Here is a 15,743-nt window from a genome sequence, read left to right as displayed (position 1 = left end):
ATATCCGAAAACATCTTTTTTGATAGGTTATAGTTTGCTTTCTTGTGTATAGTGGAACGTATAGAAGCAATAGTTAACACTATACCACGGTAACAAAGAGCACATGGACGTTCGGAGAATTAAAGAAAAATGCATAACGAATCACCGATAAAAAGACGCAAATCCACCCGTATCAATGTAGGTAGCGTGCCAATAGGCGACGGTGCCCCTATCGCTGTTCAGTCTATGACGAACACCCGCACTACTGATGTCGAAGCCACTGTCCGCCAAATTAAAGCCCTCGAACGTGTAGGCGCTGATATTGTGCGTGTTTCTGTTCCGACGATGGATGCTGCGGAAGCCTTTAAACTGATTAAACAGCAAGTTAACTTGCCATTAGTGGCAGATATTCACTTTGATTATCGCATCGCGTTGAAAGTCGCTGAATATGGCGTGGATTGCTTACGGATTAACCCTGGCAACATCGGTAGTGAAGAACGTATTCGCCAAGTTGTTGATTGTGCACGTCATTATGGCATTCCTATTCGTATTGGTGTGAATGGCGGCTCATTGGAAAAAGATATTCAAGAAAAATATCGTGAGCCAACGCCTGAAGCATTAGTCGAATCCGCGATGCGTCATGTTGATATCTTGGATAGACTGAATTTCGATCAGTTTAAAGTCAGCGTTAAAGCCTCTGACGTATTTTTGGCCGTTGGCTCATACCGCTTGCTGGCAAATAAAATCGACCAGCCGCTGCATTTAGGGATCACCGAAGCGGGCGGCGCGCGTGCAGGATCAGTTAAATCAGCGATTGGCCTTGGCATGTTACTGTCTGAAGGTATTGGTGATACCCTGCGTATCTCGTTAGCGGCTGACCCTGTCGAAGAAATCAAAGTTGGGTTTGATATCCTAAAATCACTGCGTATTCGTTCCCGGGGCATAAACTTTATTGCTTGTCCAACCTGTTCACGCCAAGAATTTGACGTGATTGGTACGGTGAATGAACTTGAGCAGCGTTTAGAAGACCTGATTACACCGATGGATGTCTCGATTATTGGCTGTGTAGTTAATGGTCCAGGTGAGGCTGAAGTGTCAACGTTAGGCGTAGCAGGCGCAAAAACCAAAAGCGGTTTTTATGAAGATGGCAAGCGCCAAAAAGAACGCTTTGATAATGATAAAATTATCGACCAGTTAGAAGCGAAGATTCGAGCTAAAGCTGCCATGATGGACGAAAGTAACCGAATTGAGATTAATTTAAAAAGCTAAATTTGCTCATGTCATTTCAAGCTGCACAGTTATCTGTTGTAGCTTGAAATTTTTAGTGCACAATTCAAATTATTATCTGTGTTTGCGGTTGAAATTGGTCAAGTACTGTGCAAATCCACGGATAAATCTCGATTCGTATCAGGATTTGCTGTTTGTTGATTGAACCTGATGATATTTCGCTCTTATAATCAAACTAATGTCATTCTAAAAATAGAGAAAGAAAGTGGGAAAAAATATCCAAGCCATTCGAGGCATGAATGATTACTTGCCAGCTGATACACGTGTATGGCAGAAAATCGAAGCAACATTAAAAAATATTTTACAGGGTTATGGTTTTAGTGAAATACGTACCCCGATTGTAGAGCAGACCCCGCTATTTCGTAGAGCGATTGGTGAAGTGACGGATGTTGTTGAAAAAGAAATGTATACCTTCAATGACCGTAACGAAGAAAGTCTGACATTACGCCCTGAAAATACCGCTGGCTGCGTCCGTGCAGGTATTGAGCATGGCCTGCTGTACAATCAGGAACAGCGTTTATGGTATTTAGGGCCAATGTTTCGCTATGAGCGCCCACAAAAAGGTCGTTACCGCCAATTTCACCAATTAGGTGCAGAAGTGTTTGGCTTAGCAGGGCCAGATATCGATGCTGAAGTCATTTTAATGACCGCGCGCTGGTGGAAAGCTCTCGGGATTAACGAGCACGTCACCCTAGAACTGAACTCTATTGGTTCTTTAGAGGCCCGTGCCAATTACCGCGAAGCACTAGTCGCATTCTTAGAACAGCATAAAGAGAAATTGGATGAAGATTGTAAACGCCGTATGTATACCAATCCATTACGCGTTTTAGATTCCAAAAATCAAGATATTCAAGCTTTATTGAATGATGCACCGGAACTGTTTGACTACCTTGATGTCGAATCACGTGAGCACTTTGATGGCTTATGCAAATTATTGGATAATGCGGGGGTTAAATATCGCGTTAACCAGCGTTTAGTCCGTGGTCTTGACTACTATAATCGCACCGTTTTCGAGTGGGTAACGACAGCGTTAGGCTCACAAGGTACTGTGTGTGCGGGTGGTCGTTATGATGGCTTAGTTGAACAACTGGGTGGTCGTGGAACACCTGCGGTTGGCTTTGCGATGGGCATGGAGCGCATGGTGTTATTAGTTCAGGAAGTGAACCCTGAATTTACGGCAGACACTTCAGTTGCTGATGTCTATTTGGCCTCTTTTGGCGATAACAGCCAACAAGCTGCGCTGCTGGTTGCAGAAAAAGTACGTGACGAATTACCTACATTGCGGTTAATGACTAACCATGGTGGTGGAAACTTCAAGAAACAGTTAGCAAGAGCCGACAAACAAGGCGCAAAAATTGCTCTGATCTTGGGGGAAGATGAAATTAATCATAGCCAAGTTACCCTAAAAGATTTACGGACTGGCGCGCAAGAAACTATTTCACAGCAACTAATGGCATCACGTATCACTGAGCTATTAGGTTAAGGAGAGACAAGTGGAAGTCTATACAAACGAAAATGATCAAGTTGACGCGATTAAACGCTTTTTCGCGAATTATGGCGCGCCATTAGTCATTGGTCTCGTCATTGGTGTGGGTGGGGTCTTCGGTTGGAACTATTGGCAGTCTCATAAAGTCAATGTCCTGCAAGAAAGCGCGCAGAAATATGAAACCATCAACACCCAATTACGTTCAGGTTCAGAGCAAGGTGTGATTGCTGCACAAAAATTTGCAGCTGAAACGGATGACGTTTACAGTGCCATGATGGGGCTGGAACTCGCACAAATCGCTGTCGATAAAGGTGATTTAGCGAATGCGCAAACGGCACTAAGCAATGCACTGGCTAAAGCGAAAACGGTTGAAATGCAAGATCTTATCAACTTGCGCTTAGCGCGTGTACAGCTTGCACAAGGTAATGCTGATGCCGCTATCGCTTCTGTCGCAAATATTAAAGGTAAGTCATGGCAAGCAACGGCACAGGATGTCCGTGGTGATGCTCTACTCCATAAGGGCGATAAAGCAGGCGCGAAAGCTGCTTACGCACAGGGGTTAGAAAGTGAAGGTTCTCAATCTCTTAGAGGTATTTTGACTCTAAAATTGAACAACGTATCTAATTCATAAGAAGAAAGGAAACGACAAACATGCAGTTGCGCAAAACTCTTTTGATAGGCCTAGTCGCTTCAGCTTTACTTGCCGGTTGTTCCAGCGAAACTGATTCTATCATTATGGCGCCACTTCCACAGGTTGAGAATCAATTCACTCCATCAATTGTTTGGGATAAATCTGTTGGTAATGGTGTTGAACAATTTTACTCTGAATTAGCGCCAGCTTGGGATGGATCAGCCGTCTACGCGGCTGATCGTAAAGGTTTAGTAAAAGCATTTGAGCTCGATAGCGGCAAAGAAATTTGGTCTGTTGATCTCTCAAAGCGTACAGGCTTCCTTTCTGCTAATTTGTCTGCGCTGCTGTCTGGTGGTTTAACTATCGATGGTGACAAAATCTTTATTGGTACTGAACGTGGTACTGTGATTGCGTTGAACAAAGAAGATGGCCAAGTTGTTTGGGATGTAGAAGTTGCTGGTGAAGCGCTATCTAAACCAACGGTTAGCAACGACTTAGTGATGATTCACACCAGTAATGGCCAGTTGCAGGCGTTAGATGTAAACAGCGGTGAAATTAAATGGACAGTGAATATGGATACGCCATCACTGTCTTTACGTGGTGAGTCAGCGCCAGCGGTGGCCTTTGGCGCCGCAATTGTGGGGGGGGATAATGGTCGTGTCAGCGCGGTGTTATTATCTCAAGGCCAGCTGATTTGGCAGCAACGTATTTCACAAGTGACCAGCTCAACCGAAATTGGCCGTTTGAATGATGTGGATATGTCACCAATCATTGATGATGGTAAAGTGTATGCAATTGCTTATAACGGCACATTAGCTGCGTTAGATATGCGCTCTGGCCAAATTCTGTGGAAACGCGAATTAGGTTCTGTGAACAACATGGTTTTATCGGGTGAAAACTTATACCTGGTAGACCAAAATGATCGCGTATTATCTGTGCGTAAAAGTGATGGCGTGACTCTGTGGACGCAAGAAGAGCTGCTAAACCGTGGGTTATCTGCACCAGAAATGTATAATGGCTACCTCGTTGTTGGTGATAAAGAAGGTTATTTACACTGGTTAGATATGAACACTGGCGGCTTTGTTGCACAAAACAAATTGAATAGCTCTGGTATTCATGCTCGCCCTGTTGTGGCAAGCGATAAGCTGATGGTTCAGGCGAAAAACGGAACAGTTTATCTGTTAACGCGTTAATTTCCTGACAAACCGCCATTTTACCGATAAAATAAACGGTTCCTGATAACAGGAGCCGTTTCGTTTTTTTGTTTTCTGAGTTTAAGCCTCAGAATTCCTTAGTTAATTAAAGTTGTGAGGCATCTAAGAATGATACCCGTCGTAGCGCTGGTAGGGCGTCCAAACGTAGGAAAATCCACGTTATTTAACCGTTTAACCCGTACCCGTGACGCATTAGTAGCGGACTTTCCTGGTCTGACTCGTGACCGTAAATATGGGCGTGCTGAAGTTGAAGGGCACGAATTCATTATTATCGACACGGGTGGTATCGATGGGACTGAAGAAGGTGTGGAAACACACATGGCAGCGCAGTCCTTGCAAGCCATTGAAGAAGCAGACATCGTACTCTTTATGGTAGATGCTCGCTCAGGCTTAATGCCTGCGGATGAAGGCATCGCTAAACACTTACGTAGCCGTAAGAAAAAAACCTATTTAGTTGCCAATAAAACGGATGGTATTGATGTTACCACGGCAATTGGTGATTTTTATTCTCTTGGCTTAGGTGAAATCCATCCCATTGCGGCATCCCATGGACGTGGTGTCACTCAATTAATCGAACAATCATTGAAACCGTTTATTGGTGAAGATGAAGAAGATGTTGAGTTAACGGAAGAAGAGGAAAATGCGGCTTATTGGGCGGCATTAGAAGCAGAAGGTGAGCTCGCTGAAGACGAAGAAGATGATTTTGACCCAACAACGTTACCCATTAAATTAGCAATTGTTGGGCGCCCAAATGTTGGTAAATCCACGTTAACAAACCGTATTTTAGGTGAAGAACGTGTGGTTGTATTTGATATGCCAGGCACTACGCGTGATAGTATCTATATCCCAATGGAACGTGATGAGCGTGAATATATTCTCATTGATACGGCTGGTGTACGTAAGCGCGGAAAAGTGACGGAAACAGTTGAAAAATTCTCTGTCATCAAAACCTTGCAGGCCATTGAAGATGCTAACGTTGTTTTATTAGTCATCGATGCACGTGAAGGTATTTCTGACCAAGATTTGTCTTTACTAGGCTTTATCTTGAATGCAGGGCGTTCATTGGTGATTGCGGTCAACAAATGGGATGGCATGAAGCCTGAAGATCGTGAACATGTAAAAGATATGCTTGAACTGCGTCTTGGTTTTGTTGATTTTGCGCGCATTCACTTTATTTCTGCGCTACATGGCAGTGGTGTGGGTAATCTATTTGAGTCTGTTCAAGAAGCGTATGAATCCGCAACTCGTCGTGTTGGTACCGCGCTACTGACCCGTATCATGAAAATGGCAGAAGATGAGCATCAACCGCCGTTGATCCGTGGCCGCCGTGTGAAAATGAAATATGCTCATGCAGGGGGGCATAACCCACCAATTGTCGTGATCCACGGAAACCAAGTATCTGATTTGCCAGACAGCTATAAACGTTATTTGATGAACTATTTCCGCCGTTCATTACAGGTAATGGGAACACCAATCCGTATTCTGTTTAAAGAGGGTGAAAACCCTTATGCGGATAAGAAAAACAAGCTGACAGCAACACAATTACGTAAGCGTAAGCGTTTGATGCAGCATTTGAAAAAACGTTAGTCTGTCATTAAGGTATTTTAGCCTTAATGGACGTTAAAGCCGTAACACATCAACCTGTTACGGCTTTTTGTTATATGACTTTTTGACAAATTTAGCGATTAAAGCGCAAACCCGTGTGGCCAATAACGCATAATCATGGCGTCGGCGGGGCATAAATGATTGAGGGAATTTATGGATACTCGTTCTTCTACGCGTCTAAACAAATATATTAGCGAAAGTGGTATTTGCTCAAGGCGTGAAGCTGACCGTTATATTGAGCAAGGTAATGTATTTATTAATGGAAAACGCGCAGGTATTGGTGACCAAGTTTTTGCAGGTGATGTGGTCAAGGTGAATGGTCAATTGATTGAGCCGCGTAATGAAGATGACTTAATTCTTATTGCTCTCAATAAACCCGTGGGGATCGTCAGTACCACAGAAAGTGGTGAGAAAGATAATATTGTTGATTATGTGAATCACAGTACGCGTATTTTCCCGATTGGGCGATTAGATAAAGATTCTCAAGGGTTGATTTTTTTGACCAACCATGGGGACTTGGTTAATAAAATTTTGCGTGCGGGTAACTCCCATGAGAAAGAGTACCTTGTGACGGTCAACAAACCTGTTACCGATGAGTTTATCCGTGGTATGGGGGCAGGTGTTCCTATCTTAGGGACAATGACCAAAAAGTGTAAGGTCAAAAAAGAAGCACCATTTGTTTTTCGTATTACCCTTGTGCAAGGGCTTAACCGTCAAATTCGCCGTATGTGTGAGCACTTTGGTTTTGAAGTGACTAAGCTTGAACGCATTCGTATTATGAATGTGGGACTAGCAGGAATACCTGTAGGTGAATGGCGGGATTTAACCGATGATGAGCTTATTGAACTATTTGATATGATGGAGAAATCCGAATCAGATATTAAGCCCAAAAAAACACAAAAAGCACAAGCAAGTAGTAAGAGTAATAATGGGGCAAAGCAAAACGTAGGGAGTAAACCCAAGGCAAAACCAGAAAACCCTACACGTAAAAAATTTACACAACCAGGTCGTAAAAAGAAAAAACGTTAACGTGTGGGCTTAGTTAAAAATACATTGCAAAATAAGGCTGAAGATTGGGCATTGAATTCGCTTAAACATCGGCCTTTTTATGTAAATAACCTAAAACAAATGGGTAACTAACAGTATTTTCATGCGTTACTGTGCTGTGAGCGATTCATTATTATCGAGTATCAAACCAACATCTTCCCAGCTCTTTTGTGTTTGTAAGGCAACTTTTTCGCCAAATAGCTTACGTGCATTATTCACTGTGGCTGTTGCAAACTGTTTGAAGTTAGACTTTGCTGTAATCACAGGATCAGAAACGGCAGCTATCCATATTTTCCCTGCAACATCCCAAGTATTCCCACCTAACTCAGTAGCTAATAAATAGAATGCACGATTTGGAATACCTGAATTGATATGTACTCCTCCGTTATCAACAGTATAAGGTAAGTCCTTATAATCTTGCATATGAGCAACTTGTGGGTCTCTATTGTATTTTGAAAAATAATAGGCAGTGCCAGGTTCAGACATAGAACGAAGGGCAGGCGCTTTCACTTTATCAATGAAAAGATTTTCTCCGAGTCGCCAGTTGGATGTGGTGGCACTTTCATTGTTGACGTATTGTTTGACCATGATACCAATAACGTCAGCGACAGATTCATTAAGTGCACCTGATTGAAAAATATAGTTAAAGTTAGCTTCTGAGCTAATGTAGCCATGAGCCAGTTCGTGTGCGATTATGTCAATGTCATTGTAGAATGGGCCAAAAGTTTTTCCATCTCCATCCCCAAAGAAAATAGCTTGAGAATCCCAGAAAGCATTGGCGTAGTTTGTTCCAAAATGAATAATCGCATTGATATTAGCAGCACAGCCAAACATTTGACCAATATTTAATTTCTCCTTAAAAAATGTACGAATAGTCCCGATTGAATCAAAAACATGTCCAGCAGGTTTTGATGGCGCTTTTGCATCCCCTTCGCTCATGACAACTTTATAGTCGTCATAGAGCATGTGCTCATCATCGGACAGTTCATCTAGTTGGCAAATTGGGAGATCAGAGTGTGTGTGGCTGCTGTGTGCGACAAGTTGCTGGGCATCGCGAATAACACGCTTATAGTGACTATCAGCGCTCGTTTCACAATGGGCTAGCAAGTTACGTTGGCGCTGGACTTCTTCATCGGTATAGACACGGGTCATCATATCATTGATATGTGTCAGTGTAGATTTCAGCTCAGCCGAATCATTTTCAGTGATGAGATTAGAAACTAAGCATGGGGATAATAATGAACGGGCAAGGATATGACTCATGATATAACTCCATTTCAATTGGGTGAGATGGAATCATAATCGGTTATGTTTTGATTGTAACTATATGATATCTAAGGAACTAAGTTAATAACTGCTGCATTTTGTTAGAAAGGTAAAATATAATTTTTCTACCTTTCTCTATAAGCGAATACTATTAATTATGGTGATAACCACTCTTTACCTGAAATTAAAAAGTCAGTATAGAGTTTTTCTTCAGGACTATTTGGTTCAGGATGATAGTCATACTCCCAGCGAACAAGAGGAGGCATTGACATTAAAATTGATTCAGTTCGACCACCACTTTGTAAACCAAATAATGTACCTCTATCCCAAACAAGGTTAAATTCTACATAGCGGCCACGACGATATAACTGAAACTGCCTTTCTCGTTCACCCCATGAATAATTTCTTCGTTTTTCAACAATTGGCACATAAGCGTGTAAAAAACCATCGCCAACAGCTTGGGTAAAGTTGAAACAGTGCTCAAAACCACCTTGATTGAGATCGTCATAGAATAAACCGCCAACACCTCTAGGCTCATTTCTATGCTTTAAAAAGAAATATTCATCGCACCAATGCTTGTATTTTGGATAAACATCGTCACCAAAGGGGAGACATAAGTCGCGTGCAACAGTATGCCAATGAACAACATCCTCAGTAAAACCATAATACGGCGTTAAATCAAACCCGCCACCAAACCACCAAACAGGGGCTTCTCCCTCTTTTTCCGCTATAAAAAAGCGCACATTGGCGTGAGTAGTTGGTATATACGGGTTTAATGGGTGAATAACCAGCGAAACGCCCATGGCTTGGTAGCTACGACCAGCAAGTTCAGGACGGTGTGCTGATGCTGAGGTTGGAAGTTGCGCACCTTTTATGTGCGAAAAGTTTACACCAGCTTGTTCGAAGAGGGCGCCATTTGTTAAAACACGGCTACGACCACCACCGCCTTCAGCGCGCTCCCATGTTTGTTCTAGAAAGGTTTCCTTACCATCTAGCTCAGTGATTTTTTTGCAAATAGTCTCTTGTAAGTTTTGCAAATAGGCTTTTACACGATCAATATCAGGGTAATTCATTGTTTTTTAATAAAACCAAAGGGAAAAAATAATGCCTAAAGTATACCCCTTTAAGCTAAAAAAGGCATATTGAATATTGATTGTGTTGTAAAACCAGTGATAATGGCAGGAAGATTAGTTTAAACGGGCAAATGTTATGGAAATACGGATCTTCCGCCAAGGTGATTATGAAGAGGTGCTGACATTATGGGAGCGTTGTTCTCTTAATGAATTTTCAGGTGATCCTGAACTCGACATCGAACGTAAATTACAATGTGGTGCAGACTTGTTTTTAGTTGCGGAAGTAACTGGGGAAGTGGTCGGCACGATTATGGGCGGTTATGATGGTATTCGTGGCACGGCCGTTTATCTTGCGGTACACCCTGATTACCGTGGTCGAGGCATTGCAAATGCGTTAGTGAGTCGTCTCGAAAAGAAACTGATTGCCCGTGGATGCGGTAGAATAGAATTATTAGTGAGTGAAGAATCTGATGCTGCTATCTATATGTTTGAAAAAATGCAGTATGAAGAAGAACAACCCGAGCGCCTGATTTACTCGAAAAAATTAACCCACGAAACGGATTTCTAAGTTAATTGCTATTTGTTGGTTCATTGACTTGAATGTTTCGGCAAATAGATTGTCACAATATGCATTATGCGACGAATTAAAGAGGATGATATGTCCCAACATGCAAATCTAAATAGCCAGACATGGCTTGCCCCAGTATTAAAAGCTTCCCTTTTAGGTACGGTATTAGTGTTATCTGGCTGTGCGGGGTTCAAAGTTTTTTCGCCCTCAACATGGTTTAGTAGTCCACTAATGGTGTCCAGTTCTGGTCTTGGCCAAGTGACTAATTTTAGCCCTATGCAGGCTGATACTATTAAAAAACAACTGAATGACCGTTATTCCATCCGTAATGGGATGCAAATGGAAAATGGTGAGGTCGTCACGGTTTTTCAAGGTATTGATGACGATAAAGTCAAAGTTGAAATTATTGGCCCTGAGCATGGTTATGTTTCACGGATTGTGGTGAGTGATCCGAATGTGGTGACGGAATGGGGGCCAAAAATTGGTACACCATTTAGCGATATTTATGAAAAAGCCTTTGGTGTCTGTGGGTTAGGTGAGCGCATAGACAACGTCCCTACCGTGGAATGTAACTCGCCACAATCTAGCCAAGTGGTGTATCGTTTCACTGGTAAATGGCAGGGCCCTGAAGATTTAATGCCATCAGATAACGACCTAAAAGAGTGGGAAATCTCTCAAATCCTTTGGCATAAATAATCTTTTTTCTAAAAATACCGTAAGTGGCTAAATCATTTACGGTATTTTTTTATCTCTCAGGTATTTTTTCTACTAAGTTTCTTAAAGAAATTTCCCCTTTGTTAAATTATCTTTCTTATAATAGAGAACTAAACCTATAAAGCCTTGCGTTAAAACAAGGTGAAGAACATGACGATAAGGTAGGATAGAGATATCGTCCTAGATAACAGATAGGTTAGATAACATATTCATTTTACGAGGTTTACCGTATGTCTCATTCTCAAAGTGGTATTTTGAAAGAACATAGTCGTTTCGGTATTTTTATTGAAGCATTGGTGCAAGAAGGTTCGCTGGATGAAGTTAAAACGGGTTGCAAAAACTTTATCGATGCTTTAACAAAATTACAAGCACAATACCCAGATGATCGCCTTGGTGCAGTGATTGCATTCGGCTCTGATACGTGGAAGCAAATGGGGCGTGCAGATAGTGCACCTGAATTAAAGCCATTTCGGCCTTTAGGTAAAGGTTTAGCACCTGCAACTCAGCGAGATATGTTCATTCATATTCAATCCCTGCGTCATGACATTAACTTTTCTTTAGCGCAAGCGGCATTGAAAGCATTTGGTAAGTCCATCAACGTAGTTGAAGAAATTCATGGTTTCCGTTGGGTTGACGATCGTGATTTAAGTGGCTTTATTGATGGTACTGAAAATCCACAAGGTGAAGAGATTGCCGAAGTTACTCTTATTGATGAAGGTAATGATAAAGGCGGAAGCTACGTTTTAGTTCAACGTTATGAGCACGATTTAAGAAAGTGGGATCGTTTTTCTGAACATGAACAAGAAAAAATGATTGGCCGCACGAAGAAAGATAGCGTCGAACTGGATGAAGACGCACGAAACATCACTTCCCACGTTTCTCGTGTAGTGATTGAAGAAGACGGTGAAGAGCTTGAAGTGATGCGCCATAGCTTGCCATATGGTACAGCAAGTGGTAAGCACGGGCTATTTTTTATCGCCTATTGTGCAAAATTACACAATATTGAACAGCAACTGTTAAGTATGTTCGGTGAAAAAGACGGTAAATACGATGATCTTTTACGTATGACTAAAGCGGTTTCTGGCAGCTATTACTACGCGCCTTCAATTGAAACATTGCTTGCGTTATAGATGACTCCTTGCCGCACGGATGCGGCGATTTCCTTTTCGTTAAAATGCCTTGCTAAGTTGCTATTTTTCGTGATCTTTCATGGCTTTTTGTAACTCTTTACGCGCTGCCTCGGCGAGAAAAGCACTTCGACTATCGTACTCAGGGGTCATTTTTACTAAGCTATCAATACGATATAATAATCGGTGTGGCAAAGTGATATTAATTCGCTCTGCTCGCCCGTCATATTTATCCATCTCAATATCTACAAATACCCAGACACCCTGCTGGTAGTCACCTGCGTTTGTTGTAACATGGTATTGCTGTGATTGAGGTAATGGAATACCGAATCCTTTTTCACATAATAATTCAAAATGCGCATCAATTGCTGATTTTGCTTCTGTGTAAGCCTGCTCGATATTATCACCAGCAAATGTGCATCCTGCAATATCAGGGAACCAGCCACTTGCACTGCCATCCTGATCAATCTCTATAAAGGCGGGATAAAGCATGAGTTCATCTCCATAAAGATAGCGCCCAGTGTCGAACGCTTCTTTCAATTAGTGTTTCAGTTTCGCGGACTTAATAATTTGATTTAATGTGCCTATTTTCAAATCTTTTTGTGGATGCGGAACTGTAATGATAATTGAAAAATGTGGATGGGAAAATTGATGATGGCTTCCTTTTATACGCTCAAGTTTCCAACCATTTTTCTGTAATAAATTTATCAGTTCCGAACTTTTCACGGTCCCTCCATCTCGTCAACTGATATACACACAATACACACTTCGTTGTGACTGCTCAAGTATAAGGTGTATGTCATGTGTTTTTTGGGACAATTTATCAACGTATCATCAAGCTTAATTCTATAACTGAACAGTATTCACGTACTTAACTTACTAATACTTAATAATATTTTAGTGCTTATTTCCTCTGTTTCTTTGTTATTCCAATTTGATATATAAAAACTTGATTGATAGCTACCCAGTTATAACCAAAACCGCTACAGTGGAGTCATACAGATATTTTGGTTTAGTGACGAATGGGAATGACATGAAAACAACTTTTTTTAAGAAAACGGCTTTAGCCAGCTTAGCGACCGTATCTTTGTTAGGAAGTCCGCACCTATTCGCTGCTGAACTTCTTAACAGTTCATATGATATTGCTCGTGAATTGTTTGTAGCGTTGAATCCAACGTTTGAAAAACAATGGAATGAGGCTCACCCCGATGACAAATTAACTATCAAGCAGTCACATGCTGGTTCATCAAAACAAGCCCTGGCGATTTTGCAAGGGTTAAGAGCAGATGTGGTGACCTATAACCAAGTGACTGATGTACAAATTTTGCATGATAAAGGGAATTTGATCCCTGCAGATTGGCAGTCTCGCTTACCAAATAACAGCTCACCCTACTATTCCACAATGGCTTTTTTAGTGCGTAAGGATAACCCGAAAGGGATTAAAACGTGGGATGACCTGGTCCGCAGTGATGTGAAATTAATTTTTCCAAATCCTAAAACATCGGGAAATGGCCGTTACACCTACCTTGCAGCATGGGGCGCATTTAACCAAGAAAATAAAGGGGATACAGCAAAAACACGCGAACAGATGAAACAGTTCCTCAAAAATGTGGAAGTATTTGATACAGGCGGTCGTGGGGCGACAACCTCATTTATTGAGCGTGGTCTTGGGGATGTGCTGATAAGTTTTGAATCCGAAGTTAACAATATCCGTTCACAATACGGTGAATCCGATTATGAAGTTATTGTGCCACCAGTGGATATTCTGGCGGAGTTCCCAGTGGCTTGGGTGGATAAAAATGTGCAAAAAAATGGCACTGAAGATGTCGCTAAAGCCTATTTGAATTATTTATACAGCCCGCAAGCGCAGGAAATTATTACTAACTTTAATTACCGTGTGAATGACAAAGCGGTGATGGAAGCGAACAAAAGCAAATTCCCAGAAACAAAATTATTTACCGTTGAATCCCAATTTGAGAGCTGGCCAAAAGTCATGGATATACATTTCTCAACGGGAGGAGAGTTTGACGAACTAATGGCACAAGGGCGCCGTTAATGAATCAATCTGGAAAGCGATTTTTGCCAGGCTTTGGCCTGACGCTAGGTAGCAGCTTATTTTATACCTGTTTGATTTTGCTGCTACCCATGAGTGCGTTAGTGATCCAACTGTCGGAGATGACATGGCAACAATATTGGTCGGTGATTAGCTACCCACAAGTGGTTGCAGCTTATAAAGTGACATTATTGTCTGCTTTAGTGGCAAGCATATTTAATGCGGTATTTGGCCTGTTATTGGCATGGATTTTAACGCGCTATCGCTTTCCAGGCAGAACATTATTAGACGGTTTAGTCGACTTACCCTTTGCATTGCCAACTGCAGTAGCAGGGTTAACATTGGCTACCTTGTTTGCGACATCAGGTTGGTATGGGCAATACCTCCACCAGTTTGATATCAAAGTCGTGAATACTTGGCTGGGGATTGCTGTTGCTATGGCATTTACCAGTATCCCTTTTGTTGTGCGTACCGTTCAGCCTGTATTGGAAGAACTAGGGCCAGAATATGAAGAGGCAGCACAAACACTGGGAGCTAGTCGCTGGCAAACCTTCCGTCGTGTGATCATGCCAGAACTTTCCCCTGCATTGCTTGCAGGAACCGTTTTGTCATTCACACGTAGCCTTGGTGAATTTGGTGCAATTATCTTTATCGCAGGAAATATTGCTTGGCAAACAGAAGTGGTTTCTTTAATGATTTTCAGCCAATTACAGCAATTTGATTACCCTGCGGCAAGTGCGGTTGCGTCGGTTATTTTAGCAGTTTCGCTACTCTTGTTATTCAGTGTTAATTTAGTACAAAGTCGTTTTGGTAAGCGACTGGGGGGGAAATAATGGCGCAAATCACTCCGCTACAAACCGCCCAACGGTCACCCGTTAATTGGGGTAAATGGTTTCTCATCGCTGCTGGTGTTTTCTTTGCCATCTTATTGCTGGTGATCCCCATTATTTGGATTTTTATTACAGCATTTCAAAAAGGGGTTAGTGAAGTTCTGCTTAATTTATCTAACCCAGATATGCTTCATGCGATTGGATTAACTGTATTAATTGCGTTGATCACGGTTCCTGTTAATTTGATTTTTGGCACTATGATGGCGTGGTTAGTGACACGCTTTCAATTTCCAGGGCGGCAATTATTACTCACACTGGTGGATATCCCTTTTGCGGTTTCACCCGTAGTGGCGGGGCTATTATATCTACTGTTTTATGGTTCAAACAGTTGGCTTGGTGGATGGCTTGAAGGTTTTGATATTCAAGTGATGTTTTCATGGCCAGGTATGGCATTAGTCACCATATTTGTGACTTGTCCATTTGTGGTGAGAGAGTTGGTCCCATTGATGCTAAGCCAAGGCAGCCAAGAAGATGAAGCTGCGGTATTGCTTGGTGCATCAGGTTGGAAAATGTTTTGGCGCGTCACCTTACCAAATATTCGCTGGGCGCTGTTATACGGTGTTGTGTTAACCAACGCGAGGGCGATTGGTGAGTTTGGTGCGGTATCCGTTGTTTCAGGTGCTATTCGCGGTGAAACTTACACATTACCGTTACAAGTTGAATTATTGCATCAGGACTATAACACGGTCGGTGCATTTACCGCTGCGGCTATTCTTGCGCTTATGGCCATTATCACGCTAATTCTTAAAAGCGCATTACAGTGGCATTTAAGTCGTCAGCAGTCTGAATCAGGAGTCCATTAA

16 protein-coding genes are annotated in these 15,743 nt (G+C 42.0%); 12 read left to right on the top strand and 4 right to left on the bottom strand.

What is annotated here, in order from left to right; translation table 11 throughout:
- The first annotated feature begins 129 nt into the window (after positions 1–129).
- From ispG to rluF, 6 genes are all read left to right on the top strand, one after another.
- On the top strand, positions 130–1,248 hold the full coding sequence (gene ispG / locus KDJ85_RS06830) for a flavodoxin-dependent (E)-4-hydroxy-3-methylbut-2-enyl-diphosphate synthase (RefSeq protein WP_206082450.1): 1,119 nt from the start codon (positions 130–132) through the stop codon (positions 1,246–1,248).
- A gap of 223 nt (positions 1,249–1,471) precedes the next feature.
- Positions 1,472–2,749 (top strand): histidine--tRNA ligase, encoded by a 1,278-nt coding sequence (gene hisS / locus KDJ85_RS06825; RefSeq protein WP_225819009.1) that lies wholly within the window; start codon positions 1,472–1,474, stop codon positions 2,747–2,749.
- A gap of 10 nt (positions 2,750–2,759) precedes the next feature.
- Complete coding sequence (locus KDJ85_RS06820) at positions 2,760–3,383, top strand: YfgM family protein (protein WP_225819008.1); 624 nt, start codon at positions 2,760–2,762, stop codon at positions 3,381–3,383.
- 20 nt (positions 3,384–3,403) lie between these two features.
- Complete coding sequence (bamB, locus tag KDJ85_RS06815) at positions 3,404–4,576, top strand: outer membrane protein assembly factor BamB (RefSeq protein ID WP_225819007.1); 1,173 nt, start codon at positions 3,404–3,406, stop codon at positions 4,574–4,576.
- A gap of 129 nt (positions 4,577–4,705) precedes the next feature.
- Entirely contained in the window at positions 4,706–6,184 is a 1,479-nt protein-coding gene (der, locus tag KDJ85_RS06810; RefSeq protein WP_047756428.1) for a ribosome biogenesis GTPase Der, read from the top strand.
- 171 nt (positions 6,185–6,355) lie between these two features.
- Positions 6,356–7,231, top strand: a complete 876-nt coding sequence (gene rluF, locus KDJ85_RS06805) for a 23S rRNA pseudouridine(2604) synthase RluF (RefSeq protein ID WP_225819006.1) — start codon at positions 6,356–6,358, stop codon at positions 7,229–7,231.
- 126 nt (positions 7,232–7,357) lie between these two features.
- Here the strand turns inward: rluF and KDJ85_RS06800 are convergent, their stop codons facing one another.
- Entirely contained in the window at positions 7,358–8,512 is a 1,155-nt protein-coding gene (locus tag KDJ85_RS06800) for a M4 family metallopeptidase (protein ID WP_225819005.1), read from the bottom strand.
- A gap of 158 nt (positions 8,513–8,670) precedes the next feature.
- Positions 8,671–9,588 carry an oxygen-dependent coproporphyrinogen oxidase gene (hemF, locus tag KDJ85_RS06795; RefSeq protein ID WP_225819004.1) on the bottom strand — a complete coding sequence of 306 codons (918 nt, stop codon included), beginning with the start codon at positions 9,586–9,588 and terminating at the stop codon, positions 8,671–8,673.
- 136 nt (positions 9,589–9,724) lie between these two features.
- On the opposite strand from hemF, the gene KDJ85_RS06790 reads away from it, so the two are divergent.
- The 3 genes from KDJ85_RS06790 (at position 9,725) to KDJ85_RS06780 (ending at position 12,000) form a co-directional block, all read left to right on the top strand.
- The gene (locus tag KDJ85_RS06790) at positions 9,725–10,156 is read left to right on the top strand and encodes a GNAT family acetyltransferase (RefSeq protein WP_047756418.1); all 432 of its coding nucleotides are present in this window, start codon (positions 9,725–9,727) and stop codon (positions 10,154–10,156) included.
- A gap of 90 nt (positions 10,157–10,246) precedes the next feature.
- Entirely contained in the window at positions 10,247–10,852 is a 606-nt protein-coding gene (locus KDJ85_RS06785) for an RpoE-regulated lipoprotein (protein WP_225819003.1), read from the top strand.
- A gap of 248 nt (positions 10,853–11,100) precedes the next feature.
- Positions 11,101–12,000: a Dyp-type peroxidase gene (locus KDJ85_RS06780; RefSeq protein WP_225819002.1), complete on the top strand. Its 900-nt coding sequence runs from the start codon at positions 11,101–11,103 to the stop codon at positions 11,998–12,000.
- Positions 12,001–12,060: 60 nt separating this feature from the next.
- Here the strand turns inward: KDJ85_RS06780 and KDJ85_RS06775 are convergent, their stop codons facing one another.
- Positions 12,061–12,489: a type II toxin-antitoxin system HicB family antitoxin gene (locus KDJ85_RS06775; RefSeq protein WP_225819001.1), complete on the bottom strand. Its 429-nt coding sequence runs from the start codon at positions 12,487–12,489 to the stop codon at positions 12,061–12,063.
- A 48-nt stretch (positions 12,490–12,537) separates the two neighbouring features.
- Positions 12,538–12,723: a type II toxin-antitoxin system HicA family toxin gene (locus tag KDJ85_RS06770; RefSeq protein ID WP_225819000.1), complete on the bottom strand. Its 186-nt coding sequence runs from the start codon at positions 12,721–12,723 to the stop codon at positions 12,538–12,540.
- A gap of 307 nt (positions 12,724–13,030) precedes the next feature.
- Between KDJ85_RS06770 and KDJ85_RS06765 the strand changes: the two genes are divergently transcribed.
- Genes KDJ85_RS06765 through cysW form a run of 3 tightly spaced genes read left to right on the top strand, consistent with a single transcriptional unit; the run spans position 13,031 to position 15,743 of the window.
- Positions 13,031–14,053 carry a sulfate ABC transporter substrate-binding protein gene (locus tag KDJ85_RS06765; RefSeq protein ID WP_225818999.1) on the top strand — a complete coding sequence of 341 codons (1,023 nt, stop codon included), beginning with the start codon at positions 13,031–13,033 and terminating at the stop codon, positions 14,051–14,053.
- Positions 14,053–14,883: a sulfate/thiosulfate ABC transporter permease CysT gene (cysT, locus tag KDJ85_RS06760; RefSeq protein WP_225818998.1), complete on the top strand. Its 831-nt coding sequence runs from the start codon at positions 14,053–14,055 to the stop codon at positions 14,881–14,883. Before KDJ85_RS06765 ends, cysT begins: the two co-directional genes overlap by 1 nt.
- Positions 14,883–15,743, top strand: a complete 861-nt coding sequence (gene cysW, locus KDJ85_RS06755) for a sulfate/thiosulfate ABC transporter permease CysW (RefSeq protein WP_225818997.1) — start codon at positions 14,883–14,885, stop codon at positions 15,741–15,743. The genes cysT and cysW overlap by 1 nt, the downstream gene beginning before the upstream one ends.

The organism is Providencia vermicola, assembly GCF_020381325.1.
Taxonomy (GTDB): Bacteria; Pseudomonadota; Gammaproteobacteria; order Enterobacterales; family Enterobacteriaceae; genus Providencia; species Providencia vermicola.
Note: the sequence above shows the minus strand (reverse complement) of the source record. Positions and strands in the feature narration are given on the sequence as shown.

Bases quoted from the DNA above. Each gene is read 5' to 3' on its own strand.
- KDJ85_RS06800 (WP_225819005.1), bottom strand. From the start codon at position 8,512: ATGAGTCATATCCTTGCCCGTTCATTATTATCCCCATGCTTAGTTTCT.
- KDJ85_RS06790 (WP_047756418.1), top strand. From the start codon at position 9,725: ATGGAAATACGGATCTTCCGCCAAGGTGATTATGAAGAGGTGCTGACA.
- ispG (WP_206082450.1), top strand. From the start codon at position 130: ATGCATAACGAATCACCGATAAAAAGACGCAAATCCACCCGTATCAAT.
- cysT (WP_225818998.1), top strand. From the start codon at position 14,053: ATGAATCAATCTGGAAAGCGATTTTTGCCAGGCTTTGGCCTGACGCTA.
- KDJ85_RS06785 (WP_225819003.1), top strand. From the start codon at position 10,247: ATGTCCCAACATGCAAATCTAAATAGCCAGACATGGCTTGCCCCAGTA.
- KDJ85_RS06775 (WP_225819001.1), bottom strand. From the start codon at position 12,489: ATGCTTTATCCCGCCTTTATAGAGATTGATCAGGATGGCAGTGCAAGT.
- KDJ85_RS06780 (WP_225819002.1), top strand. From the start codon at position 11,101: ATGTCTCATTCTCAAAGTGGTATTTTGAAAGAACATAGTCGTTTCGGT.
- rluF (WP_225819006.1), top strand. From the start codon at position 6,356: ATGGATACTCGTTCTTCTACGCGTCTAAACAAATATATTAGCGAAAGT.
- der (WP_047756428.1), top strand. From the start codon at position 4,706: ATGATACCCGTCGTAGCGCTGGTAGGGCGTCCAAACGTAGGAAAATCC.
- KDJ85_RS06765 (WP_225818999.1), top strand. From the start codon at position 13,031: ATGAAAACAACTTTTTTTAAGAAAACGGCTTTAGCCAGCTTAGCGACC.
- bamB (WP_225819007.1), top strand. From the start codon at position 3,404: ATGCAGTTGCGCAAAACTCTTTTGATAGGCCTAGTCGCTTCAGCTTTA.
- cysW (WP_225818997.1), top strand. From the start codon at position 14,883: ATGGCGCAAATCACTCCGCTACAAACCGCCCAACGGTCACCCGTTAAT.
- hemF (WP_225819004.1), bottom strand. From the start codon at position 9,588: ATGAATTACCCTGATATTGATCGTGTAAAAGCCTATTTGCAAAACTTA.